Origin of the sequence: Pseudomonas sp. GW460-12-10-14-TSB1 (assembly GCF_017349775.1) — a bacterium.
GTDB lineage: Bacteria > Pseudomonadota > Gammaproteobacteria > Pseudomonadales > Pseudomonadaceae > Aquipseudomonas > Aquipseudomonas piscium.
In genome coordinates this window covers 1-21,078 of the sequence record NZ_JACNAC010000032.1, presented here as the reverse complement: position 1 = coordinate 21,078, position 21,078 = coordinate 1, and the positions used below count along the sequence as shown (strand labels likewise).

Annotated in this window: 22 protein-coding genes and 1 tRNA gene; 16 read left to right on the top strand and 7 right to left on the bottom strand. The window is 62.3% G+C overall.

Going from position 1 to position 21,078, the window contains the following annotated elements:
- Nucleotides 1–5 precede the first annotated feature (5 nt).
- A complete protein-coding gene (gene rpoE, locus J4D52_RS18580) occupies nucleotides 6–587 on the bottom strand; it encodes an RNA polymerase sigma factor RpoE (protein ID WP_007930230.1) in 582 nt (193 codons plus the stop codon).
- Nucleotides 588–1,148: 561 nt separating this feature from the next.
- Between rpoE and nadB the strand changes: the two genes are divergently transcribed.
- Nucleotides 1,149–2,765, top strand: a complete 1,617-nt coding sequence (gene nadB, locus J4D52_RS18575; RefSeq protein WP_102677385.1) for an L-aspartate oxidase — start codon at nucleotides 1,149–1,151, stop codon at nucleotides 2,763–2,765.
- Here the strand turns inward: nadB and J4D52_RS18570 are convergent.
- Together J4D52_RS18570 and J4D52_RS18565 are read right to left on the bottom strand one after the other, a co-directional pair.
- Nucleotides 2,734–3,186 carry a protein YgfX gene (locus J4D52_RS18570; protein ID WP_102677386.1) on the bottom strand — a complete coding sequence of 151 codons (453 nt, stop codon included), beginning with the start codon at nucleotides 3,184–3,186 and terminating at the stop codon, nucleotides 2,734–2,736. The genes nadB and J4D52_RS18570 overlap by 32 nt on opposite strands.
- Nucleotides 3,170–3,424: a succinate dehydrogenase assembly factor 2 gene (locus J4D52_RS18565; RefSeq protein WP_007930227.1), complete on the bottom strand. Its 255-nt coding sequence runs from the start codon at nucleotides 3,422–3,424 to the stop codon at nucleotides 3,170–3,172. The genes J4D52_RS18570 and J4D52_RS18565 overlap by 17 nt, the downstream gene beginning before the upstream one ends.
- 149 nt (nucleotides 3,425–3,573) lie before the next feature.
- Between J4D52_RS18565 and J4D52_RS18560 the strand changes: the two genes are divergently transcribed.
- Both J4D52_RS18560 and J4D52_RS18555 read left to right on the top strand, forming a co-directional pair.
- Nucleotides 3,574–4,515: a folate-binding protein YgfZ gene (locus J4D52_RS18560; protein WP_102677387.1), complete on the top strand. Its 942-nt coding sequence runs from the start codon at nucleotides 3,574–3,576 to the stop codon at nucleotides 4,513–4,515.
- Between the two features lie 37 nt (nucleotides 4,516–4,552).
- Nucleotides 4,553–5,374, top strand: coding sequence for an HDOD domain-containing protein (locus J4D52_RS18555; RefSeq protein ID WP_025805011.1), 822 nt, complete (start codon nucleotides 4,553–4,555; stop codon nucleotides 5,372–5,374).
- A 17-nt stretch (nucleotides 5,375–5,391) separates the two neighbouring features.
- Here the strand turns inward: J4D52_RS18555 and J4D52_RS18550 are convergent, their stop codons facing one another.
- Nucleotides 5,392–6,777 carry a sensor histidine kinase gene (locus J4D52_RS18550; RefSeq protein ID WP_063428843.1) on the bottom strand — a complete coding sequence of 462 codons (1,386 nt, stop codon included), beginning with the start codon at nucleotides 6,775–6,777 and terminating at the stop codon, nucleotides 5,392–5,394.
- Nucleotides 6,770–7,441 (bottom strand): response regulator, encoded by a 672-nt coding sequence (locus J4D52_RS18545; protein ID WP_009042580.1) that lies wholly within the window; start codon nucleotides 7,439–7,441, stop codon nucleotides 6,770–6,772. Before J4D52_RS18545 ends, J4D52_RS18550 begins: the two co-directional genes overlap by 8 nt.
- Nucleotides 7,442–7,676: 235 nt before the next feature.
- Here J4D52_RS18545 and J4D52_RS18540 point away from each other — a divergent pair, with 235 nt between their 5' ends.
- The 5 genes from J4D52_RS18540 (at nucleotide 7,677) to J4D52_RS18520 (ending at nucleotide 13,100) form a co-directional block, all read left to right on the top strand.
- Complete coding sequence (locus J4D52_RS18540; protein ID WP_025805006.1) at nucleotides 7,677–8,969, top strand: OprD family porin; 1,293 nt, start codon at nucleotides 7,677–7,679, stop codon at nucleotides 8,967–8,969.
- An 80-nt stretch (nucleotides 8,970–9,049) separates the two neighbouring features.
- Nucleotides 9,050–10,039, top strand: coding sequence for a tripartite tricarboxylate transporter substrate binding protein (locus tag J4D52_RS18535; protein WP_025805005.1), 990 nt, complete (start codon nucleotides 9,050–9,052; stop codon nucleotides 10,037–10,039).
- A gap of 56 nt (nucleotides 10,040–10,095) precedes the next feature.
- Nucleotides 10,096–10,554 carry a tripartite tricarboxylate transporter TctB family protein gene (locus tag J4D52_RS18530; RefSeq protein ID WP_025805004.1) on the top strand — a complete coding sequence of 153 codons (459 nt, stop codon included), beginning with the start codon at nucleotides 10,096–10,098 and terminating at the stop codon, nucleotides 10,552–10,554.
- A gap of 1 nt (nucleotide 10,555) precedes the next feature.
- Nucleotides 10,556–12,070, top strand: a complete 1,515-nt coding sequence (locus J4D52_RS18525) for a tripartite tricarboxylate transporter permease (protein ID WP_025805003.1) — start codon at nucleotides 10,556–10,558, stop codon at nucleotides 12,068–12,070.
- Nucleotides 12,063–13,100, top strand: a complete 1,038-nt coding sequence (locus J4D52_RS18520; RefSeq protein WP_025805002.1) for an AbrB family transcriptional regulator — start codon at nucleotides 12,063–12,065, stop codon at nucleotides 13,098–13,100. The genes J4D52_RS18525 and J4D52_RS18520 overlap by 8 nt, the downstream gene beginning before the upstream one ends.
- 102 nt (nucleotides 13,101–13,202) lie before the next feature.
- Here the strand turns inward: J4D52_RS18520 and ung are convergent, their stop codons facing one another.
- A complete protein-coding gene (gene ung, locus J4D52_RS18515; protein WP_009047478.1) occupies nucleotides 13,203–13,895 on the bottom strand; it encodes a uracil-DNA glycosylase in 693 nt (230 codons plus the stop codon).
- 131 nt (nucleotides 13,896–14,026) lie between these two features.
- On the opposite strand from ung, the gene J4D52_RS18510 reads away from it, so the two are divergent.
- Nucleotides 14,027–15,139, top strand: a complete 1,113-nt coding sequence (locus tag J4D52_RS18510) for an enoyl-CoA hydratase/isomerase family protein (protein WP_025805001.1) — start codon at nucleotides 14,027–14,029, stop codon at nucleotides 15,137–15,139.
- A gap of 55 nt (nucleotides 15,140–15,194) precedes the next feature.
- On the opposite strand, the gene J4D52_RS18505 is transcribed toward J4D52_RS18510, so the two are convergent.
- Nucleotides 15,195–15,641 carry a hypothetical protein gene (locus J4D52_RS18505; protein WP_025805000.1) on the bottom strand — a complete coding sequence of 149 codons (447 nt, stop codon included), beginning with the start codon at nucleotides 15,639–15,641 and terminating at the stop codon, nucleotides 15,195–15,197.
- Nucleotides 15,642–15,913: 272 nt separating this feature from the next.
- Here J4D52_RS18505 and J4D52_RS18500 point away from each other — a divergent pair, with 272 nt between their 5' ends.
- From J4D52_RS18500 to J4D52_RS18470, 7 genes are all read left to right on the top strand, one after another.
- Nucleotides 15,914–17,401, top strand: a complete 1,488-nt coding sequence (locus J4D52_RS18500; protein ID WP_025804999.1) for a sensor domain-containing diguanylate cyclase — start codon at nucleotides 15,914–15,916, stop codon at nucleotides 17,399–17,401.
- Between the two features lie 7 nt (nucleotides 17,402–17,408).
- On the top strand, nucleotides 17,409–17,627 hold the full coding sequence (locus J4D52_RS18495; RefSeq protein WP_025804998.1) for a cysteine-rich CWC family protein: 219 nt from the start codon (nucleotides 17,409–17,411) through the stop codon (nucleotides 17,625–17,627).
- Between the two features lie 33 nt (nucleotides 17,628–17,660).
- Nucleotides 17,661–18,353 carry a pseudouridine synthase gene (locus J4D52_RS18490; RefSeq protein ID WP_025804997.1) on the top strand — a complete coding sequence of 231 codons (693 nt, stop codon included), beginning with the start codon at nucleotides 17,661–17,663 and terminating at the stop codon, nucleotides 18,351–18,353.
- A 351-nt stretch (nucleotides 18,354–18,704) separates the two neighbouring features.
- Complete coding sequence (locus tag J4D52_RS18485) at nucleotides 18,705–19,589, top strand: alpha/beta fold hydrolase (RefSeq protein WP_009047472.1); 885 nt, start codon at nucleotides 18,705–18,707, stop codon at nucleotides 19,587–19,589.
- A 202-nt stretch (nucleotides 19,590–19,791) separates the two neighbouring features.
- Nucleotides 19,792–19,865: transfer RNA gene (locus J4D52_RS18480), tRNA-Gly, on the top strand.
- Between the two features lie 442 nt (nucleotides 19,866–20,307).
- Nucleotides 20,308–20,490, top strand: a complete 183-nt coding sequence (locus J4D52_RS18475) for a type II toxin-antitoxin system HicA family toxin (RefSeq protein WP_007929414.1) — start codon at nucleotides 20,308–20,310, stop codon at nucleotides 20,488–20,490.
- Between the two features lie 32 nt (nucleotides 20,491–20,522).
- On the top strand, nucleotides 20,523–20,930 hold the full coding sequence (locus J4D52_RS18470; RefSeq protein WP_063429381.1) for a type II toxin-antitoxin system HicB family antitoxin: 408 nt from the start codon (nucleotides 20,523–20,525) through the stop codon (nucleotides 20,928–20,930).
- Nucleotides 20,931–21,078: the final 148 nt, after the last annotated feature.

Genomic DNA, 21,078 nt, shown 5'->3' with positions numbered 1-21,078 from the left:
CTGTCTCAGGTTTCCTGCAACAACGGCTGCAGGGCTTTATCGATGGCCTCCCGAGCGCGGAAAATCCGGGAGCGCACGGTACCCACCGGACATTGCATGACACTGGCAATGTCCTCGTAACTCAGACCATCGAATTCACGTAAAGTTAAAGCCGTACGCAAATCTTCTGGCAGTTGCTGAATGGTTCGATGGACGGTGCCTTCGATCTCATCCCGCAGCAATGCGCGCTCCGGCGATTCGAGATCCTTGAGGCCATGATCGCCATCGTAGAACTCCGCATCCTCGGAACTGACATCGCTATCCGGCGGCCGACGGCCGCGTGAAACCAGATAGTTTTTCGCCGTGTTGATGGCGATACGATACAGCCACGTATAAAACGCACTGTCACCGCGGAAATTACCAAGCGCACGGTAAGCCTTGATAAAGGCTTCTTGTGCAACATCCTGGGCTTCATGGGTGTCGTGCACGAAACGCACGATCAACCCGAGAATTTTGTGCTGGTATTTCAGCACTAGCAGATCGAAAGCTCGCTTGTCGCCGCGCTGAACGCGCTCGACCAGCTGCTGATCCTCTTCCTGGGTTAGCATGAACACTCCTCGATAAGCTCGGAGGAGGCTTGCATAACTAAACGATCAGGCTTGCAAACATAGACTCGGGCTTTTCGCAAAAGTTCTCCCCCTCCAAGCAAGTTTCCTGCGGGCTCTGACTTTGGCACGCACGAAAAACGCAGCGCGGGCAAGGCCGGCTGCGCGAATAATCCTGTCGTCGAATCGAGCTGCAAGACCACAACACAAGTCCTGCATGAAAACCGACGCTGTCCCTTCTATCAGGCAACCTTCTATTGAGTTTAGGGCCGTATCAAAAGTTCCCAATCTTTATAGCCGTGCGGAGCGAACATTGTGTAACCATGAAGAGAAAAAGGTTGCTACATCTTCGATACAGTCGCCAGCTCGCAATAAATCGAGCCACCCACCATAACCTCTGAAAGCCGCCTTTCCCGCGCCCATAATTTCATAATGCCACGAAGGCACCGCTATTGTGCCGATCCCCCCCTCTATATACTAGTGGGCTGCATGGCTGCTTTGACTCGCCGATCCAGGCGTCTTGCGCCAACCCCGACCCGGGTCGCTTTTGAGCGGAATCTTCCAATGAGCCAACAGTTTCAACACGATGTTCTGGTGATAGGCAGCGGCGCTGCCGGTTTGAGCCTTGCGCTGACCTTGCCCGGTCATCTGCGCATTGCCGTATTGAGCAAGGGCGATCTCGCCAATGGCTCGACCTATTGGGCTCAGGGTGGCGTCGCGGCAGTGCTGGACGACACCGATACCGTCGAATCCCACGTCGACGACACCCTCAATGCCGGTGGCGGCCTGTGCCATGAAGATGCGGTGCGATTCACCGTCGAGCATAGTCGCGAGGCCATTCAATGGCTGATCGATCAGGGCGTGCCCTTCACCCGTGACGAGCAATCGGGCAATGAAGATGGCGGTTTCGAATTCCACCTGACCCGCGAAGGCGGCCACAGCCATCGCCGCATCATCCATGCCGCCGACGCCACCGGTGCGGCCATCTTCACCACATTGCTGGACCAGGCCCGGCAACGCCCGAATATCGAGCTGCTGGAACAGCGGGTCGCCGTCGATCTGATTACCGAAAAACGCCTGGGACTGGAAGGCGATCGCTGCCTCGGCGCCTATGTACTCAACCGCGCCACGGGCGAAGTCGATACCTACGGCGCGCGTTTTGTCATCCTCGCTTCCGGCGGTGCCGCCAAGGTCTACCTCTATACCAGCAACCCCGATGGCGCCTGTGGCGATGGCATCGCCATGGCCTGGCGTTCGGGCTGCCGGGTGGCCAACCTGGAGTTCAACCAGTTCCACCCGACCTGCCTCTACCATCCGCAGGCCAAGAGTTTCCTGATCACCGAAGCCCTGCGCGGCGAGGGAGCGCTCCTGAAGCTGCCCAACGGCGAACGCTTCATGCCGCGTTTCGATCCGCGCGCCGAGCTGGCGCCGCGGGATATCGTCGCCCGGGCCATCGACCATGAAATGAAGCGCCTGGGTATCGATTGCGTGTACCTGGACATCAGCCACAAACCGGAAGCCTTTATCAAAAGCCACTTCCCGACCGTGTACGAGCGCTGCCTGGAATTCTCCATCGACATCACCAAACAGCCGATCCCGGTGGTACCGGCCGCGCACTACACCTGCGGCGGGGTGATGGTCGACCAGCAGGGCCGCACCGACGTTCCAGGCCTGTATGCCATTGGCGAAACCAGCTTTACCGGCCTGCACGGCGCCAACCGCATGGCCAGCAACTCCTTGCTGGAATGCTTCGTCTATGCCCGTTCCGCGGCAGCCGACATTCTCGAGCAACTGCCGCAGATCGCCATTCCGATCGCCCTGCCCGCCTGGGACGCCAGCCAGGTCACCGACTCCGACGAAGACGTGATCATTGCGCACAACTGGGACGAACTGCGGCGATTCATGTGGGACTATGTCGGCATCGTGCGCACCAACAAGCGCCTGCAACGGGCTCAGCACCGGGTGCGCCTGCTGCTGGACGAAATCGATGAGTTCTACAGCAACTACAAGGTCAGCCGTGACCTGATCGAGCTGCGCAACCTGGCCCAGATCGCCGAGCTGATGATTCGCTCGGCCATGGAACGCAAGGAAAGCCGGGGCCTGCACTACACCCTCGACTACCCGAACCTGCTACCCGAAGCGCTGGATACTATTCTGGTGCCGCCCACCTACGGCGACTGAACTTGAGCCGCACGCGCAGGCGCCGATGCACATCGGCCGCCTGCGCATCCCGCGGCACACAGACCGACCTCACCCAGCGTTCGCCCGGCAGGCGAAAACGCAATACCACCAGCAACGGCAGCGCCAGGCTGTCAGACCGCAGTTGCACCGGCCGCCAACCCTGCCCGGCGCACCACAGCTGCCAGCCATCGACATTACGACGCAGACCGCTGAAAGCCGAGGGATGATTCAGCAGAATCCGCCGCGGTAATGCCCAGGCTCCGTGGCCCAGGCACAGCAGAGCCCCGAGCAGACTGGCCCAGAGCGGAATATCGAGCATCAGCAAGGCGCCCAGCGCGAACAGCTGGGCCAGGAGATAGGCCGCCAGCAATTGCCTGGAAGGCTGCCAGCGGCATTCGAAGGTGTTACTTGGGTTGGACACGATCCAGGATCATGCGGACCATGCGTTGCAGCTCGGGATCTTCGGATTCGGAGCGTTCCATGAACCAGCCGAACATGTCCTGATCTTCGCACTCGAGCAGCCGGACGTAGCAGGCACGGTCAACATCGTTCAGATGCGGATAGACTTCTTTCACGAATGGCACCAGCAACACGTCCAGTTCCAGCATGCCGCGGCGGCTGTGCCAGTAGAGGCGGTTCAGTTCAACATCTTCGACCATGGAGCGCTCCTCAAATAGAGCGCAAGTATACAGCCCGAGGGACGCCAGAACAGTCGGCTTTGGTCGGTCACCACCCATCCTTTGTGAACTACCCATTTCAAGGGCGCCACCTTATGATGTTCGCCAGACTTTTTACCCTGCGATGACCCATGGCTGATTCCGCTTTTTTCTGCTCCCTGTCCCACGAGGGCGTTCTCGCCGTCCGCGGCCCCGATTCCAGCAAGTTCCTTCAGGGCCAGCTGACCTGCAATCTCAACTACCTCAGCGACAGCCAATCGAGCCTGGGCGCCCGTTGCACCCAGAAAGGCCGCATGCAATCGAGCTTTCGCATCCTGCTCGAAGGCGATGGCTGCCTGCTGGCCATGGCCACCGAGTTGCTGGAGCCGCAACTGGCGGACCTGAAAAAATACGCGGTGTTTTCCAAGGCCAAGCTCAGCGATGAAAGCGCCCTGTGGGCGCGCTTCGGCCTGGGCAACGCCGCTGCGGTACTGGCCGGTCTCGGGCTGCAACTGCCGCCGGAAGACGGCGCGGTCGCTCGCAACGACGGCCTGATCGCCATTCGTGTTTCAGCGGAGCGGGCCGAGCTCTGGGCACCAGCCGATCAAGCCGGGGTCCTGCGTGAAAAACTGTCCGCGCAACTGCCCGAAGGCGATCTCAATCAATGGTTGCTGGGCCAGATCCGCGCCGGCATCGGCCAGGTCATGCCAGCCACCCGTGAGCTGTTCATCCCGCAAATGCTCAATCTGCAGGCCATCGGCGGCGTCAGTTTCAAGAAAGGCTGCTACACCGGCCAGGAAATCGTCGCGCGCATGCAGTACCTGGGCAAACTCAAGCGCCGCCTCTATCGCCTGGCCCTGAACGTCGAAGAGTTGCCGGAACCCGGTACCCCGCTGTTCTCCCCGACCCACGGTAGCTCCATCGGCGAAGTGGTGATCGCCGCGCGCGCCGAACAAAACATTGAACTCCTGGCCGTGCTGCAAGCCGAAGCTGCAGAGGATGGCAATCTCCATCTCGGCGCGCTCGAAGGTCCCGGGCTGCAGCTGCTGGACCTGCCTTACCAGCTGGATCGCGATCGAGAAATCCAGCGCTGATCGCCGCAACTTCCTGCAATACCCCTAGAGAACAGAAATGAGTGAGCTGGCGGAAAAGGTCCAACAGGATTTGGTTGAGGCCATCGATAACGATGACCTGGTTCTGCCAACGTTACCGGAAGTGGCCCTGCAGATTCGCCGGGCCGCCGAAGATCCGGAAATCAGCGTCAGTACCCTGAGCAAAGTGATTGGCCGTGATACGGCGCTGTCGGCGCGCCTGATCAAAGTGGTCAACAGCCCGCTGCTGCGCGCCACCCAGGAAGTCACCGACCTGCACACTGCGATTACCCGGTTGGGTGTCAACTACAGCAGCAACCTGGCCATCGGCCTGGTCATGGAGCAGATCTTCCATGCCCGCTCGGAGGTGATCGCGCAGAAGATGCACGACGTCTGGCGCAAAAGCCTGGAAGTGGCCGGCGTCAGCTATGCCCTGTGCCGCAGCCATACCCAGTTGAAGCCTGACCAGGCCGCCCTTGGCGGGCTGGTGCATCAGATCGGCGTGCTGCCGATCCTGACCTATGCGGAAGATCACTATGAGCTGCTGTCCGATCCGGTCAGCCTCAACCACGTGATCGAGCACATCCACCCATTGCTGGGGGACAAGCTGTTGCAGGTCTGGGAGTTTCCGGAACAACTGGCGAAATTGCCGGGGCAGTACCTGGACTTCCAACGCCAATCCGTGCGCCTGGATTACGTCGACCTGGTGCAGGTCGCCAGCCTGTATTGCCACAAGGATACCGATCATCCGCTGGCGAAGATCGACGCCCTCAGCGTGCCGGCCTTCAAAAAGCTCGGGATCGACCCCGAGAACAAGGTGATGTGCAGCGATCTGGCCGAATCGCAGTCAATGTTCTACTGAAGCTGTACCGCAAGCCTCTAGCCCGAGTTAAAGCTCACCCGCACCTTCAGTCCCGCCTGCGCGCCGTCGTGCAGGCTGATCTGTGCCAGATGGGCGCGGCAGATTTCGCCGACGATCGCCAGGCCCAGGCCGGAACCGGCGACATGGGGGTTGCGCCGGTAGAAACGCTCGAACACCCGATCGCGCTCTTCCAGCGGAATGCCCGGGCCGTCGTCCTCCACCTCCAGCACCGCCGGCGCGCTGACCCGCAGGATCACGTTTCCGCCGGGTTTGGTGTGGGCCAGGGCATTGTCCACCAGGTTGCTCAGCAACTCATTCAAGAGCGTTGGCTCGCCGCGCAGCCAGACCGGCTCGTCGGCTTCCAGGGCCAGGGCGACCCCTCGGGCGTGGGCCAAGGGCGCCATGGCCATGCCCAACTCCCGAGCCAGCTGGCTGAGATCGAGCAATTGCGCGCCGCCCTCGGCAATCGCCCGGGCGCCGTTTTCGATCCGCGCCAGGGACAGCAGCTGATTGGCCAGGTGGGTCAGGCGATCGGTGCCCTGGGCAGCGCTTTCCAGGGTGCTGCGCCAGGTCTCGGGTTCCGACGCCCGCAGCCCCAGTTCCAGGCGCGCCTTGAGCGCCGCCAGCGGAGTACGCAATTCATGGGCGGCATCGGCGATGAACTGCGCCTGGCGCTCGAACTGCCCACGCAGCCGCTCGGTAAAGTGATTGAGCGCCCGCACTAGCGGCCACAACTCCCGTTGCACCTCCACCAGCGGCAATGGCCGCAAGTCGTCGGGCTGGCGCTCTTCCACCGCGCTGCGCAAACGCTCCAATGGACGCAACGCAGCGCTGACCGCGAACCACACCAGCAGCAAGGCCCCCATGGCCAGCATGCCCAGGCGCAGCAGGGTATCGGCCATCAGGCTGCGAGCCATGCGGACCCGCGCCTCGTCGGTCTCCGCCACACGAATCTCCGCCATACCGTTCATGTTCGGCTCGCTGACCGCCTTGAGCAGGCTCACCACCCGGACGTTCTGCCCTTGATAGGTGGCATCGTAGAACCGCGCCAGCGCCGGGTAATCGTCGGTGCGCGGCGTACCCGGCGGCGGACCGGGCAGGTTTTCGTAACCGGAAATCAGCTTTTGGTGGATGTCGTTGACCTGGTAGTAGATCCGTCCGGCGCTGTCGTAGGCGAAGGTATCGAGGGCGACATAGGGCACATTGGCGCTCAGGCCACCGTCGCGCTGGGACAGGCCGGCGGCGATGGTCCGGGCCGAGGCCAGCAAGGTTCGGTCGTAGGCGGTGTCCGCCGCCTCACGGCCGTTCCAGTAGGCACTCAAGCCGCTGGCCAGCATCAGCACCACCAGCAGCAGCGCCAGGTTCCACAACAGACGCCAGCGCAGGCTGCTGGGCCTATGCATCGCGGCTTTCCAGCAGGTACCCGAGGCCGCGGAAGGTGACGATGGCCACCGGCTGGCCGTCGAGTTTCTTGCGCAAGCGATGGACATAGATCTCGATGGCATCCGGGCTGGCCTCTTCATCCAGGCCGAATACCTGGGAAGCCAGTTGCTCCTTGCTCATGACCCGCCCCGGCCGGGCGATCAGCGCCTCGAGCACCGCCTGCTCGCGGGAGGTCAACGTCAGCAGTTCTTCACCGAGGGTAAAACGCCGGGTATCGAGGTCGTAGGCCAGCACTCCGCAGCGCTGCACCCGCTCGCCGCCAAGCACGCTGCGCCGCAGTAGGGCCTTGACCCGCGCTTCCAGCTCGGTCAGTTCGAAGGGTTTGGCCAGGTAGTCGTCCGCCCCCAGGTTGAGGCCGTGGACCCGGTCCTTCACATCGCTGCGCGCGGTCAACATCAGCACCGGCAGGTTCTTGCCCCGGGCACGCAGGCGCGCCAGCACTTCGAAACCATCCAGGCGCGGCAAGCCCACATCGAGGATCGCCATGGCGTAATCCTCGCTGCCCAGGGCCAGGTCCGCGGCGACCCCATCGTGCAGCACATCCACGGTCAAACCCGTGCTCTTGAGCGCCTGGGCGACACTTTCAGCCAGCTGCAGGTGGTCTTCGACGAGAAGCACGCGCATGGATTTCCTACCTCGTTCAGGGGATCGACGGCACTTTTTATTGCCGCGGAGTTTACAGCCGGGACCGCTGCTGTGAAGCCCGAAAACCGTGAAAGTCTGCTGAAAGGTTAGCGAAAGGTTGGCCCTTTAGAGTCCTGTTACGGATTGTTTCGACTTCCGTGGCTACCTCCGGTGGCCTCCCGAAAAACGCCTCGATGCGTTTTCGCCAATAAGAACAATAACGGAGTACAACACGATGCTGTCCATGCAGCCTCAGGCTTGCCAGCCTGTTCGTTTTTCCCGTCTCAGCCACACCGCCCTCGCCAGTGCCGCCGCCCTTGCCGGTTTCTCACCGATCAGCCAGGCCGCCTTCTTCGAAGACAGCAGCGCCACCCTCGAAACCCGCAACATGTACTTCAACCGCGATTTCCGCAGCGGCACCAGTGCCCAGCAATCCAAGCGCGACGAATGGGCCCAGGGCTTCATGCTCAACCTGCAATCGGGCTACACCGATGGCACCGTAGGCTTCGGCGTCGATGCACTGGGCATGCTCGGCATCAAGCTCGACTCCAGCCCCGACCGCACCGGCACCGGCCTGCTGCCGACCCACGACGACGGGCGCGCCGCCGACGAGTACTCCAAGGTCGGCCTGACCGGCAAAATGAAGATCTCCGCCACCGAACTGAAGATCGGCAGCCTGATCCCGGAACTGCCGACCATCAAGCCCAATGACGGGCGCATCCTGCCGCAGACCTTCGAGGGCGGCCTGCTGACTTCCAAGGAAATCAAGAACCTGACCTTCACCGGTGGCCGCCTGGAGAAAGCCAAGGATCGCGACAGCACCGACTTCGAGGACATCGCCCTCAACAACAAGAACAGCCGCTTCGCCGGCACCGTCGCCGGCAAGCACTTCGACTTCGGCGGCCTGGACTACAAGTTCACCGACAAGATCACCGGCAGCTACCACTTCGCCCAGCTCGCCGAGGTCTACAACCAGCACTTCTTCGGCCTGCTCGCCTCGCAGCCGATGGGCCCGGGCACCTTCGCCACGGACCTGCGCTTCGCCGTCAGTGACGACCAGGGCCAGGCCCGTGGCGGCAAGATCGACAACAAATCCCTCAACGGCCTGGTGAGCTACGCCCTGAACGGGCATAAACTCAGCGCCGGCTACCAGCACATGTCCGGCGACAGCGCCTTCCCCTACCTCGACGGGGCCGACCCCTACCTGGTCAACTTCGTACAGATCAACGACTTCGCCGGCGCCGAAGAACGCTCCTGGCAAGCCCGCTACGACTACGACTTCGGCAAGCTCGGCATCCCCGGCCTGACCTTCATGACCCGCTACCTGAGCGGTGACAACATCGCCCTGAAAAACGGCGACACCGGCAAGGAATGGGAACGCAACACCGAGATCAAGTACGTGGTGCAAAGCGGCACCTTCAAGGACGTCGCGGTACGCCTGCGCAACGCCACCTACCGCTCCAACTATTCGGCTCGCGATGCGGATGAAGTGCGCCTGCTGGTGAGCTACAGCCTGGCGCTCTGGTAATCGATCGACCTTTGGCAGGCGCTGCGCCTGCCAAAGACCCTGGCATGCAATACACAACAACAACTCCTGTGGAGACAAGCATGAACCCATCACTGCGTAAATTGGCCCTCGCCGCCGGCTGTATGCTGTTCGCCGGTCAACTGCTCGCCGCCGCCAGCGGCGAACCCAAGCGCCCGGAATGCATCGCCCCGGCCTCCCCCGGCGGCGGTTTCGACCTGACCTGCAAACTGGCGCAGAGCGCGCTGGTCAACGAAAAGCTGCTGACCAAACCGATGCGCGTGACCTACATGCCCGGCGGTGTCGGCGCGGTCGCCTACAACGCAGTGGTGGCCCAGCGTCCGGCCGACGCCGGCACGCTGGTAGCCTGGTCCAGCGGTTCGCTGCTGAACCTGGCCCAGGGCAAGTTCGGCCGTTTCGATGAAAGCGCGGTACGCTGGCTGGCCGCGGTCGGCACCAGCTATGGCGCCATCGCAGTGAAGAGCGACTCGCCGTACAAGACCCTCGACGACCTGGTCAAGGCACTGAAGAAAGACCCAAGCTCGGTGGTGATCGGCTCCGGCGGCACCGTCGGCAGCCAGGACTGGATGCAGACCGCGCTGATCGCCAAGGCCGCAGGGATTAACCCGCGCGACCTGCGCTACGTGGCCCTGGAAGGCGGCGGCGAAATCGCCACCGCGCTGCTGGGCGGGCACATCCAGGTCGGCAGTACCGACATCTCCGACTCCATGCCGCACATCCAGAGCGGTGACATGCGCCTGCTGGCGGTGTTTGCCGAAAAACGCATCGACGAGCCGGAAATGAAAGACATCCCGACCGCCAAGGAGCAAGGCTACGACATCGTCTGGCCAGTGGTGCGCGGCTTCTACCTCGGGCCGAAGGTCAGCGACGAAGACTACGCCTGGTGGAAAGACGCCTTCGACAAGCTGCTGGCTTCCGAAGAGTTCGCCAAGCTGCGCGACCAGCGCGAACTCTTCCCGTTCGCCATGACCGGGCCGGAACTGGACGCCTATGTGAAGAAACAGGTGGCCGACTACAAGACCCTGGCCAAAGAGTTCGGCCTGATCCAGTGATCGCCCCTGTCTAGCGGTCCTGCCCCTTTCGCGGGGGTAGGGCCCAGGAGTTTCCCATGCTCTTACAACGCATTTTCGCCTCGCTGCTGCTCCTGGTCTGCCTGGGCCTGGCACTGATGGCCTGGCCCTACCAGGCCGCTTTTTCCTACGAACCGGTTGGCCCGCGCGCCTTTCCCCTGCTGATGCTCGGGCTGATGGGCCTGGCGCTGCTGTACATGGTGTTTCGCCCGGCGCCGATCAAGCACAGCGACGACGAGCCGCCGCTGGACCGTGAAACCCTGACCAAGATCAGCATCTGCGTGCTCCTGCTGCTGATCTTCGCCGGTCTGTTCGAACCCCTGGGTTTCATTCTCAGCAGCATCCTGATCGGCATTCCGATGGCGCGCCTGTACGGCGGCCGCTGGGTACCCAGCGCCGTGGTCACCACGCTGATGGCCATCGGTCTGTACGTGCTCTTCGACCGGGTGATGGACGTGCCACTGCCCCTGGGCCTGCTCGACGTTCTGGAGAACTGATATGGATACGCTTGGCTATTTGGGCCAGGGTTTCGGCGTCGCGCTGAGCCCCTACAACCTGGTCACCGCCCTGACCGGCACCCTGATCGGCACTGTGGTCGGCCTGCTTCCGGGCCTGGGCCCGATCAATGGCGTGGCACTGCTGATCCCGATCGCCTTCGCCCTCGGCCTGCCACCGGAGTCGGCGCTGATCCTGCTGGCGGCGGTGTACCTGGGTTGCGAATACGGCGGCCGGATCAGCTCGATCCTGCTGAACATCCCGGGCGAAGCCTCCACCGTGATGACCACCCTCGACGGCTACCCGATGGCGCGCCAGGGCTTGGCCGGGGTGGCCCTGTCGCTGTCGGCCTGGAGTTCGTTCATCGGCGCCTTCATCGCCACCTGCGGCATGGTGATGTTCGCCCCGCTGCTGGCGAAATGGGCGATCGCCTTCGGCCCGGCGGAGTACTTCGTGCTGATGGTGTTCGCCATTGTCTGCCTCGGTGGCATGGCGGGTGACCGACCGATCAAGACCTTTATCGCGGCATTGATCGGGCTGTTCCTGTCGTCGGTCGGCATCGACGCCAACAGCGGCGTGTACCGCTTCACCGGCGATAACATCCACCTCACCGACGGCATTCAGTTCGTGGTGCTGGTACTGGGCCTGTTCTCCATCAGCGAGATCCTGTTGCTGCTGGAAAAAACCCACCGTGGCCAGGAAGCGGTGAAAGCCACCGGGCGGATGATGTTCAACTTCAAGGAAGCGGCGTCAGTGTTCGTGGTGAACATCCGTTGCGGCCTGCTGGGCTTCATCATGGGCGTCTTGCCGGGTGCCGGCGCGACCCTGGCCAGCGCCGTGGCCTACATGACCGAAAAACGCATCGCCGGCGCCAGCGGCAAGTTCGGCCAGGGCGACAAGCGCGGCCTGGCGGCTCCGGAAACCGCGATCGGCGCCTCGGCCTGCGGTGCCCTGGTACCGATGCTGACCCTCGGCGTCCCCGGCTCGGGCACCACCGCGGTGATGATCGGCGCCCTGTCGCTGTACAACATCACCCCGGGCCCGCTGCTGTTCCAGCAGCAACCGGACATCGTCTGGGGCCTGATCGCCTCGTTGTTCATCGCCAACATCATGCTGGTGATCCTCAACATCCCGATGATCCGCGTCTTCACCCGCATCCTCGCCGTGCCGAACTGGGCCCTGGTGCCGGTGATCGCAATCATCACCGGGATCGGCGTCTACGCGGTGCACGCCACCACCTTCGACCTGTTCCTGATGGTCGGCATCGGCATCTTCGGCTACATCCTGCGCAAGCTGGACTTCCCACTGTCGCCGGTGCTGCTGGGCTTTATCCTCGGCGGGCTGATGGAGCAGAACCTGCGTCGCGCGCTGTCGATCTCCAATGGCGCGATGGAAATCCTCTGGTCCAGCCCGATTACCGTCGGCGTCTGGGTGCTGACCGTGATCATGCTGCTGATGCCACTGCTGCGCATCTGGCGCAAGCGTTCGGCCCTGCAACGCGCCGTGGCCGATGTCTGAGGCCAGCTTCAAACAGTGGTGGGGTACGCCCCTGGTCGGTCTGGTCGGCGGTTACCTCGCCAGCCAGATCGGCTGGCCGCTGCCGTGGATGGTCGGCTCGTTGCTGGCGATCATCCTGGTGCGCTGCCTGACGCCCTGGCAACTGGGGGAAATCCCCGGCGGCCGCAAATGCGGGCAATGGGTGGTGGGGATCGGCATCGGCCTGCACTTCACCCCGGTGGTGATGGAGCAGGTCATGAGCCACTTCGGCCTGATCTTCTTCGGTGCCCTGGTCACCAGCCTGTCCAGCGTGGTCGGGGTGTGGCTGCTGCGGCGCACCGGCGAAGACCGGGCCACCGCATTCTTTTCCAGCATGCCGGGCGGCTCCGGCGAGATGGTCAACCTCGGCGCACGCAACGGCGCGGTGCTCAGCCGTGTGGCGGCCGGGCAAAGCCTGCGGGTGCTGGTGGTGGTCTTGTGTGTACCGGCGGCTTTCAAGTACCTGCTCGGTGAAGGCGTGCCCCAACTGCATCCGGCCAGTGTCGATTGGCGCTGGCTGGCGGTATTGTTTCCGGCGGGCGCCCTGCTCGCCTGGCTCTGGCAGCGTCTGCGCCAGCCCAACCCCTGGTTGTTCGGGCCGCTGCTGGTCAGCGCCGCGGTCAGTATCGGCTGGGACCTGCACATCGGTCTGCCGGACGGCGGCAGCCAGATCGGCCAGTGGCTGATCGGCAGTGGCCTGGGCTGTCACTTCAATCGCCAGTTCTTCCGCCGCGCGCCCTCGTTCATGGGTCGGACCCTGATCGGCACGGCGCTGACCATGCTGATCGCCGGTCTCGCGGCCGTGGCCTTGAGCGCCCTGACTCATCTGGACCTGCGTTCACTGACGTTGGGCATGATGCCCGGCGGCATCGCGGAAATGAGCCTGACGGCCGAGACCCTGCAACTGTCGGTACCGCTGGTGACGGCGATGCAGGTGATGCGCTTGCTGTTCGTGCTGTTCCTGGCCGAGCCGCTGTTCCGGCATTGGAATCGGCAGCCAGAGAACGTCTGACGTATCCGGTCGTTCTTAATCGCGGGCAAGCCTCGCTCCTACAGAATCCCGTTGATTCTTTAGGAGCGAGGCTTGCCCGCGATGACGTTCTTCAAAACCCCATCAAACCGGCGGCAACCGCCATTCGATCGGCGTCTCGCCATTCTGCTCAAGGTACTTGTTGGTCCGGCTGAAATGCCCGCAACCGATAAAGCCGCGGTACGCCGACAGGGGCGACGGGTGCACCGAGGTCAGCACCAGGTGCTTGGTGGCATCGATCAGCTTCTGCTTGCTCTGGGCATGGGAGCCCCACAGCAGGAACACCAGGTGCGGCTGGTGCTGGCTCACCACTTCGATGATCCGGTCGGTGAAATGCTGCCAGCCCCTGCCCGCGTGGGAAGCAGCGTTGGCCCGCTGCACGGTCATGGTGGTGTTGAGCATCAGCACGCCTTGGTCGGCCCAGCTCTGCAGGTAGCCGTGGTTGGGCATGTCGATGTTCAGGTCGCGCTTGAGCTCTTTATAGATGTTCACCAGGGACGGCGGCGCCGGTACGCCCGGCTGCACCGAGAAGCACAGGCCGTGGGCCTGGCCCGGGCCGTGGTAAGGGTCCTGGCCGAGGATCACCACCTTGACCTTGTCCAGCGGCGTGGAATTCAGCGCATTGAAAATCAACGGGCCCGGCGGGTAGATCTCCTTGCCGGCGGCATGTTCCTGACGCAGGAACTCGCGTAACTCCGCCATGTAAGGCTGGTCGAATTCGGCACGCAGTGCCTGCTTCCAGCTGGGTTCGAGTTTGATACGGTCGTCATCGGTCATGGTTGCACCCGGTAAAATCAATGGGCGCACCCTAGGAAAGCCCACCACGCTTGTCAATTGATCTGACGCAGAACCGCCACTTTCGCCTATAGCGATCATACTGAACGCTCAAATTCCCGATCGAGGTCACGATGAATCTGCACTTCGAAGAACTCACCGGCACCGACGGCGCGCGCATCGCAATTGCCAGCCTGGATGCCGAACAATCCCTCAACGCTTTGTCCCTGCCAATGATCCACCTGTTGAGCGACCGCCTGGAAGCCTGGGCCAGGGATCCGCAAGTGGTCTGTGTGCTGTTGCGCGGCAACGGCGCCAAAGCCTTTTGCGCCGGCGGCGAAGTGCGCAGCCTGGTCCAGGCCTGCCTGGCCAACCCCGGCGAAGTGCCGCCACTGGCCGCGCAATTCTTCGCCGCGGAATACCGTCTCGACTACCGCCTGCACACCTACCCGAAACCGCTGATCTGCTGGGGCCACGGCTATGTGCTCGGTGGCGGCCTGGGCCTATTGCAGGGCGCCAGCATTCGTATCGTCACGCCGAGCAGCCGCCTGGCGATGCCGGAAATCAGTATCGGCCTGTACCCGGATGTCGGCGCCAGCTGGTTCCTCTCGCGCCTGCCGGGCAAGCTCGGGCTGTTCCTCGGCCTGACCGGCGCGCATATGAACGGCCGCGATGCCATCGACCTGGACCTGGCCGACCGCTTCCTGCGGGACGACCAGCAGGAAGCGCTGATCGACGGGCTGTTGCAGCTCAACTGGCAGGAACAGACGCCGATGCAGCTCAACAGCCTGCTCAAGGCCCTGCAACAGGAGGCCGTTGAGCAAATGCCCGCGGCCCAGTGGCTGCCACGGCGCCAGCAGATCGACGAGTGGCTGGACGTCAGCGACGTTCGCTGTGCCTGGCGAGCCATCAGCCAACTGCACAATCACTCGGATGCCCTGCTGGCCCGGGCGGCGAAAACCCTCAGCGAAGGCTGCCCACTGACCGCCTGCCTGGTCTGGGAACAGATCCAGCGAGCCCGGCACCTGTCCCTGGCCCAGGTGTTCCAGATGGAATACACCCTGAGCCTGAACTGCTGCCGGCATCCCGAATTCAGCGAAGGGGTGCGGGCGCGCTTGATCGACAAGGACCACAAACCCCGCTGGCACTGGCTGGACATCAACAGCATCCCCGACGCCGTGGTGCAGGCGCATTTCCACAAGGCCTGGGAAGGCCGTCACCCCTTGGCGGATCTGTCGGACTTCTGAAAGCCAGCCATGAAAAAAGCGGCGCTCCAGGCGCCGCTTGTTCGTTGTGGGCAGATCAGCGGTTGTGATGACGGTCACGGCGGTGATCGTCGCGACCGCGATCGCTCCAGTCCCGATCGCCGCGCCGGCCATCATGATCGCGGCGACCGTCGTGGCGCCGGTAGTCGTTGTTCCAGCCCTGGCGGTGGCCATCCCAGCCACGGTTCGGGTAGGCGCGGTAAACGGCCCGCGGCGCCGACTGGTAGTAACGCGGTGCCGATTGGTAATACCGCGGCTGGTAGTACCGGGGCGCTGGTTGGTAGTACCGAGGCGCAGATTGGTAATAACGCGGCGCGTAATAGCCGCGGCCGGAAGAATAATAGGAGCCGCCGTAATAGACCGGCGCCGGCGTCGTATAGACCTCAGAGCGGTAGTAAGTGGAACCTCCGTCGTAGTCGTAATAGGGAACGCAGGCAGAAAGAGCCAAACCCAGGAACGCAGTGAGAAGAATTCGACGATACATGGCGGCCTCCTGGACCGCTGATGGGCCATGCCAGCGACGCTGGCCGGCGGCAGCCAAGGATGTTCTGGCTGACGGAATATCTGACCGTGAAAACGGGATCTGGTGCGATTTTCGTTACACCTTGATACAAGTCGCCACGCAAGGATTTTGGATCCGAAAATGCCCGGTTTTCGCGGGCTGTGAGCCATTACCGGCGAGCTATCAAATGACGCAGCTACTCACCGGTACTGCCACTAGAATGCTTGCATCGGGTCACTGCCACGGAGTCGCCCATGCCGCTTAGTTCCCCGCTGTATTCGCAACGCTGGTTGATCATCACACTCATCGCGCTGCTGGGCTGCGGTTTTATGGCCACTTCCTTGCTCAGCTATTACGCCTCGCGGACCTCGATCCGCGACAACATCGTCAACACCGAGCTGCCGCTGACCTCCGACACTGTGTATTCGGAGATCCAGAAAGACCTGGTACGACCGATCCTGATTTCTTCGATGATGTCCCGCGATACCTTCATGCGCGACTGGGTGCTGGGTGGCGAGCGCGACCCCGAGCAGATGACCCGCTATCTCAACGAGGTCATGACCCACTACGGCGCCTACACCGCCTTCTTCGTCTCCAACAGCACCCTGACCTACTACCATGCCAAGGGCGTGCTGAAAAAAATCAGTCCTGATACACCCCTCGACGCCTGGTATTTTCGCGTCCGCGACATGGCCACGCCGTATGAGATCAACGTCGATCCGGACCAGGCCAACCAGAACAACCTGACGTTTTTCATCAACTACAAGGTCTACGACTACCAGGACAATTTCATCGGCGTCGCCGGTGTCGGTCTCAAGGTAGATACGGTGATCAAGCTGCTCGACCGCTACCAGCAGCGTTATCAGCGCAGTGTGTATTTCGTCGATACCCAGGGCCGGATCGTCCTCACCGGGGCCGAAGGCGGTCCGCAAGGCGCGCGGGCCGGCCAGTCGCTGCTCGAACTGGAAAACCTGCACGACCTGCGGGCCAAGCTGCCCACGCCCCACAGCGGCAACTATGAATACAACGCCCAGGGCCAGCGGCACTTTCTCAATGTGCGTTTCATTCCCGAGCTGAACTGGTACCTGTTCGTCGACAAGCACGAGGGCAGCGCCCTGGGCGATATCCGCCGCTCGCTGTACCTCAACCTGCTGATCTGCCTGGTGATCACCCTGATCGTGCTGGCCCTGCTCAACGGCGTGATCAGGCGCTTCCAGCGCAAGATCGAAACCCAGGCCACCCTCGACAGCCTCACCGGCCTGCCCAACCGTCGCGGCTTCGACCTGCTGGCCCTCCAGGCCATGCATGAAGCCCAGCGCGAACCCAAGCCGCTGACCGCCCTGCTGCTGGACCTGGATCACTTCAAACGCCTCAACGACACCCACGGCCACCTCGCCGGCGACCAGGTGTTGAGCGGCTTCGCCCGGCACCTGGAAAGCTGCCTGCGCCAGTCCGATATCGTTTGCCGCTGGGGCGGCGAAGAGTTCATCGTGCTGCTCAAGGACACCGACAGCGCCACGGCGCTGAAGATTGCCGAGAAGATCCGCCTGCTGATCGAGCAACAGAGATATGCCTATGAGGGCAAGAATCTGCACCTGACCGTCAGTATCGGCGTGACCACGCTGCAGGCGGACGATACCCTGCACAGTCTGCTGTCGCGCGCCGACCATGCGATGTACCGTGCCAAGCAGAGCGGCCGTAACCGAACCTGCGTGGAAATGCCTCACTCCAGTTATGAATGAATCGACCCTGAACAGCCCCAACCTCTGCCCGGCCTGCGGCGCCCGCAACGACTGCAGCCTGGCCGACCCGCGTACCGCCGACCAGGCCTGCTGGTGCTACAGCGTGAGCATCGACCCGGCGGTGCTCGAATCCCTGCCGCCGGAGCTGCGCGATCGCGCCTGCCTGTGTCCGCGCTGCGCCCAGGTCGAGGCGCAACTGCAAGCGGTCGCCAGGCCGATCCCGTAAGATGCGCAGCCTTTTGCCAGCCTGCCGATAGCCATGCGCGTTGACCGTTTCCTCAGTAACCTGCCCCGCTTCAACCGCCAGCAGGTGCGCCTGTTGCTGGTGGCAAAGCGCATCCGTATCGACGGTCAGGTGGTCAGCGATCCCCACGCCGAGGTGCGGGAATTCAGCCGGGTCGAACTCGACGACGAAGTGCTGCAGGCCGGCAAGCCGCCGCGCTATTTCATGCTGCACAAACCCATGGGCTGCGTCAGCGCCACCCGCGATCCCGAACACCGCACCGTGCTCGACCTGCTGGACGAACCGGACAAGCACGAGCTGCACATCGCCGGGCGCCTGGACTACAACACCACCGGCCTGCTGATCCTCACCAACGACGGCAGCTGGTCGCGGCGCCTGACCCAGCCACAGACCAAATTGCCGAAGCGCTATTACGTCGAGACGGAACAGGACATAGGCCCGGAGTACGCCGAGACCTTCGCCCGGGGCCTGTACTTCGCTTTCGAGGACCTCACCACCCTGCCCGCCGAGTTGCAGATCCTCGGCCCCCGGTGCGCGCGGCTGAGCATCGTCGAAGGCCGCTATCACCAGGTCAAGCGCATGTTCGGCCACTTCGACAACAAGGTCTTGCGCCTGCACCGCGAACGCATGGGACCGCTGGTCCTCGACGAAAACCTGGCGCCTGGCGAGTACCGATCGCTGACCGATGAAGAAATCCGCCTGATCTGATTGCCTGCGATTTCTCTAGCTGTTGTAAGCCATCGACGACGGTCGTCACCATTCAGCCGAAATTGTCGAACAATTTACCAAACGGCACTTGCGGGACGGCGTTCTCCCTGCTTGAATCAGTCCGTCGGCCGAAATGTGACCGATGAGTCACCAACATACTCTAAGAAATCCTTTGCCGTCCGAGCCGCCTGTGCTCATTCCTGTTGTCCGGCAAATTGCCCGCCTATAACAACACCCGTCGACCATCTGTGCGGATCGACATGGGCTAAAAATTCCAGGCGAATGCCTACCTGTCACAAATCTCGTGCACCCTCGGTTGCGCGCATACCCGCTTGCCAGGAGTCTTATGACATGAGGCCAGAAATCGCTGTGCTGGATATACAAGGTCAGTATCGGGTTTACACGGAGTTCTATCGCGCGGATGCCGCAGAAAAGACCATTATTCTGGTCAACGGCTCAATGGCCACCACTGCGTCTTTTGCGCAGACCGTGAAGAATCTGCATCCGCAATTCAACGTGGTGCTCTACGACCAGCCCTACGCCGGTCGTTCGAAAGCCCACAACAGACACGAGAAAATGCTCACCAAGGAAGTCGAAGGGCAGATCCTGCTGGAGCTGATCGACCACTTCGCCGCCGAGCACGTGATGTCGTTTTCCTGGGGCGGCGCGCCGACGCTGCTCGCCCTGGCACAGCGCCCGCGACGCATCGAAAAGGCGGTGATCAGCTCGTTCTCGCCAGTGATCAACGAGCCGATGCGCGACTACCTCGAACGCGGCGTCGATTACCTCGGCAGCCTGGACCGCGACCGTGTCGGGCACCTGGTCAACGAGACCATCGGCAAGCACCTGCCATCGCTGTTCAAGCGCTTCAACTATCGCCACGTCAGCACCCTGGCCGAGCATGAATACGGGCAGATGCACTTCCACATCAGCCATGTCCTCAACAGCGACCGCCAGTGCTACCTGAAAGCAGCGAAGAACATCGACGTACCGGTGCTGTTCATGAACGGCGAATGGGACGAATACACCGCCGCCAATGACGCCCGGCTGTTCGGCAACCATGTCCGGCACTCGACGTTCAGCACCATCCAGGCCGCCGGGCACTTCCTCGACATGGAACACAAGGCCGCCTGCCGGGACAGCCGTAACGCGCTGATGGGGTTCCTCAAACCGACCCAGCACACCAGCCGTCCGCGTTATCACTATCTGCAGGACCACCATGCCCTGGCTATCTGAAGTGGCGTCATCGCGAGCAACTCGTCCCCTGCCGCAGGAGCGAGCTTGCCCGCGATAGACCCCAAGACGGTCTTCGCCCCGTCGCCGCGATGACGGCGTAGAACTGCGCCTGCGTGCATCTCCCGGCGCTTCGCAAACACAGGCCCGGTAAAGAAAAACTTCAAATCCACGCGCACTTCTGGTACAAAGTCAGCCGCTCCGAGCGGGTGTCGTATAATGGCATTACTCCAGCTTCCCAAGCTGATAACGAGGGTTCGATTCCCTTCACCCGCTCCACTTCATTCGAGTCCCTCGTCAGGCCCTGCCGACGAGGGATGCAGAAACAAGAAACCGGTCCTGAGTGACCGGTTTTTTTATGGGCGCTTCATGGGTGCACTATCCACCCATTGCCACGATAAACGAGCGCGGAAATGGCAACGGCCCGGTGCTGTCCTCCAGCGCCTCGACCGGGTTCGCTCATCTTCAAGGAGGACGTATTCCGCTCATCGGGTATTCCTGTCGATCCTCAACGAAATCGGCTTGGTCAGTATTTCGGCAGATATCGCGGTTCAGGAAGGATCCTGCAACACAGCCGGCGCTCTTGTCCGCCACCTCCCAAACTCTATCTTTCTACACTTCAGCCTGCAGAGTGCCCCTGCCAACGACCGTCGGGCGGGCAAGGTGTTGATCACATTTATTTGGTAGGTATAGTAACCACCAGACATCACAAGGAGGTGATGTGAACAGTCGGTATTTGATCGGCCAAATCGTCGCAGACGGTTGGTATCTGGTCAGGGTCAGAGGCAGTCACCACCATTTCAGGCACCCCAGTAAACCGGGGCTGGTGACAGTTCCACATCCCAAAAAGGACCTGCTGAGAAAAACCGCCATCAGCATTCTGAAACAGGCGCTGCTCATGTGAAGGTGATTCACTGCGCCCTGGAGGTTCCGCACATGCTTTACCCGATTGCAATTTCAATGGGCGATGACGAACACGCCTGGGGCGTGGAAGTCCCCGACATTCCTGGCTGTTTCTCGGCCGGCGACGACCTCGACGACGCCATGGCCATGGCCCGCGAAGCCATCGAAGGGCACTTCGAGATTCTCGCCGAAGACGGCGCCGCCATCCCACCCGCCAACAAGGTCACCCTGCACGCGGCCAACCCTCAGTATGCAGGCTGCACCTGGGCGCTGATCGACATCGATGTCACCAAGTACCTGGGCAAGGCGCAGAAGCTCAACATCACCCTGCCCGGCTACCTGCTGAACCGCATCGACGAATACGTGCTGCATCACCCGGAAGCAAAAAGCCGCTCGGGTTTTCTCGCTTCGGCTGCATTGAAGGTATTGCAGCAGGACTGAACACGCCGCCCTGATTGAAGAACGCGGGCGGCCAATGATGCTGTGGGTGGCCGCTCAACGCTGAACCGGCTAGCGCTCGTGCAAAAAGAAAAATCGGCCCGGCGTGGCCGATTTTTTATCCCCCTGCGATGCCCCGGCAAATGACCCG

Excerpts from the sequence above, each read along its gene's own strand:
- rpoE (WP_007930230.1), bottom strand. The coding sequence starts at position 587 with ATGCTAACCCAGGAAGAGGATCAGCAGCTGGTCGAGCGCGTTCAGCGC.
- nadB (WP_102677385.1), top strand. The coding sequence starts at position 1,149 with ATGAGCCAACAGTTTCAACACGATGTTCTGGTGATAGGCAGCGGCGCT.
- J4D52_RS18565 (WP_007930227.1), bottom strand. The coding sequence starts at position 3,424 with ATGGTCGAAGATGTTGAACTGAACCGCCTCTACTGGCACAGCCGCCGC.
- J4D52_RS18560 (WP_102677387.1), top strand. The coding sequence starts at position 3,574 with ATGGCTGATTCCGCTTTTTTCTGCTCCCTGTCCCACGAGGGCGTTCTC.
- J4D52_RS18555 (WP_025805011.1), top strand. The coding sequence starts at position 4,553 with ATGAGTGAGCTGGCGGAAAAGGTCCAACAGGATTTGGTTGAGGCCATC.
- J4D52_RS18550 (WP_063428843.1), bottom strand. The coding sequence starts at position 6,777 with ATGCATAGGCCCAGCAGCCTGCGCTGGCGTCTGTTGTGGAACCTGGCG.
- J4D52_RS18545 (WP_009042580.1), bottom strand. The coding sequence starts at position 7,441 with ATGCGCGTGCTTCTCGTCGAAGACCACCTGCAGCTGGCTGAAAGTGTC.
- J4D52_RS18540 (WP_025805006.1), top strand. The coding sequence starts at position 7,677 with ATGCTGTCCATGCAGCCTCAGGCTTGCCAGCCTGTTCGTTTTTCCCGT.
- J4D52_RS18535 (WP_025805005.1), top strand. The coding sequence starts at position 9,050 with ATGAACCCATCACTGCGTAAATTGGCCCTCGCCGCCGGCTGTATGCTG.
- J4D52_RS18530 (WP_025805004.1), top strand. The coding sequence starts at position 10,096 with ATGCTCTTACAACGCATTTTCGCCTCGCTGCTGCTCCTGGTCTGCCTG.
- J4D52_RS18525 (WP_025805003.1), top strand. The coding sequence starts at position 10,556 with ATGGATACGCTTGGCTATTTGGGCCAGGGTTTCGGCGTCGCGCTGAGC.
- J4D52_RS18520 (WP_025805002.1), top strand. The coding sequence starts at position 12,063 with ATGTCTGAGGCCAGCTTCAAACAGTGGTGGGGTACGCCCCTGGTCGGT.
- ung (WP_009047478.1), bottom strand. The coding sequence starts at position 13,895 with ATGACCGATGACGACCGTATCAAACTCGAACCCAGCTGGAAGCAGGCA.
- J4D52_RS18510 (WP_025805001.1), top strand. The coding sequence starts at position 14,027 with ATGAATCTGCACTTCGAAGAACTCACCGGCACCGACGGCGCGCGCATC.
- J4D52_RS18505 (WP_025805000.1), bottom strand. The coding sequence starts at position 15,641 with ATGTATCGTCGAATTCTTCTCACTGCGTTCCTGGGTTTGGCTCTTTCT.
- J4D52_RS18500 (WP_025804999.1), top strand. The coding sequence starts at position 15,914 with ATGCCGCTTAGTTCCCCGCTGTATTCGCAACGCTGGTTGATCATCACA.
- J4D52_RS18490 (WP_025804997.1), top strand. The coding sequence starts at position 17,661 with ATGCGCGTTGACCGTTTCCTCAGTAACCTGCCCCGCTTCAACCGCCAG.
- J4D52_RS18485 (WP_009047472.1), top strand. The coding sequence starts at position 18,705 with ATGAGGCCAGAAATCGCTGTGCTGGATATACAAGGTCAGTATCGGGTT.
- J4D52_RS18470 (WP_063429381.1), top strand. The coding sequence starts at position 20,523 with ATGCTTTACCCGATTGCAATTTCAATGGGCGATGACGAACACGCCTGG.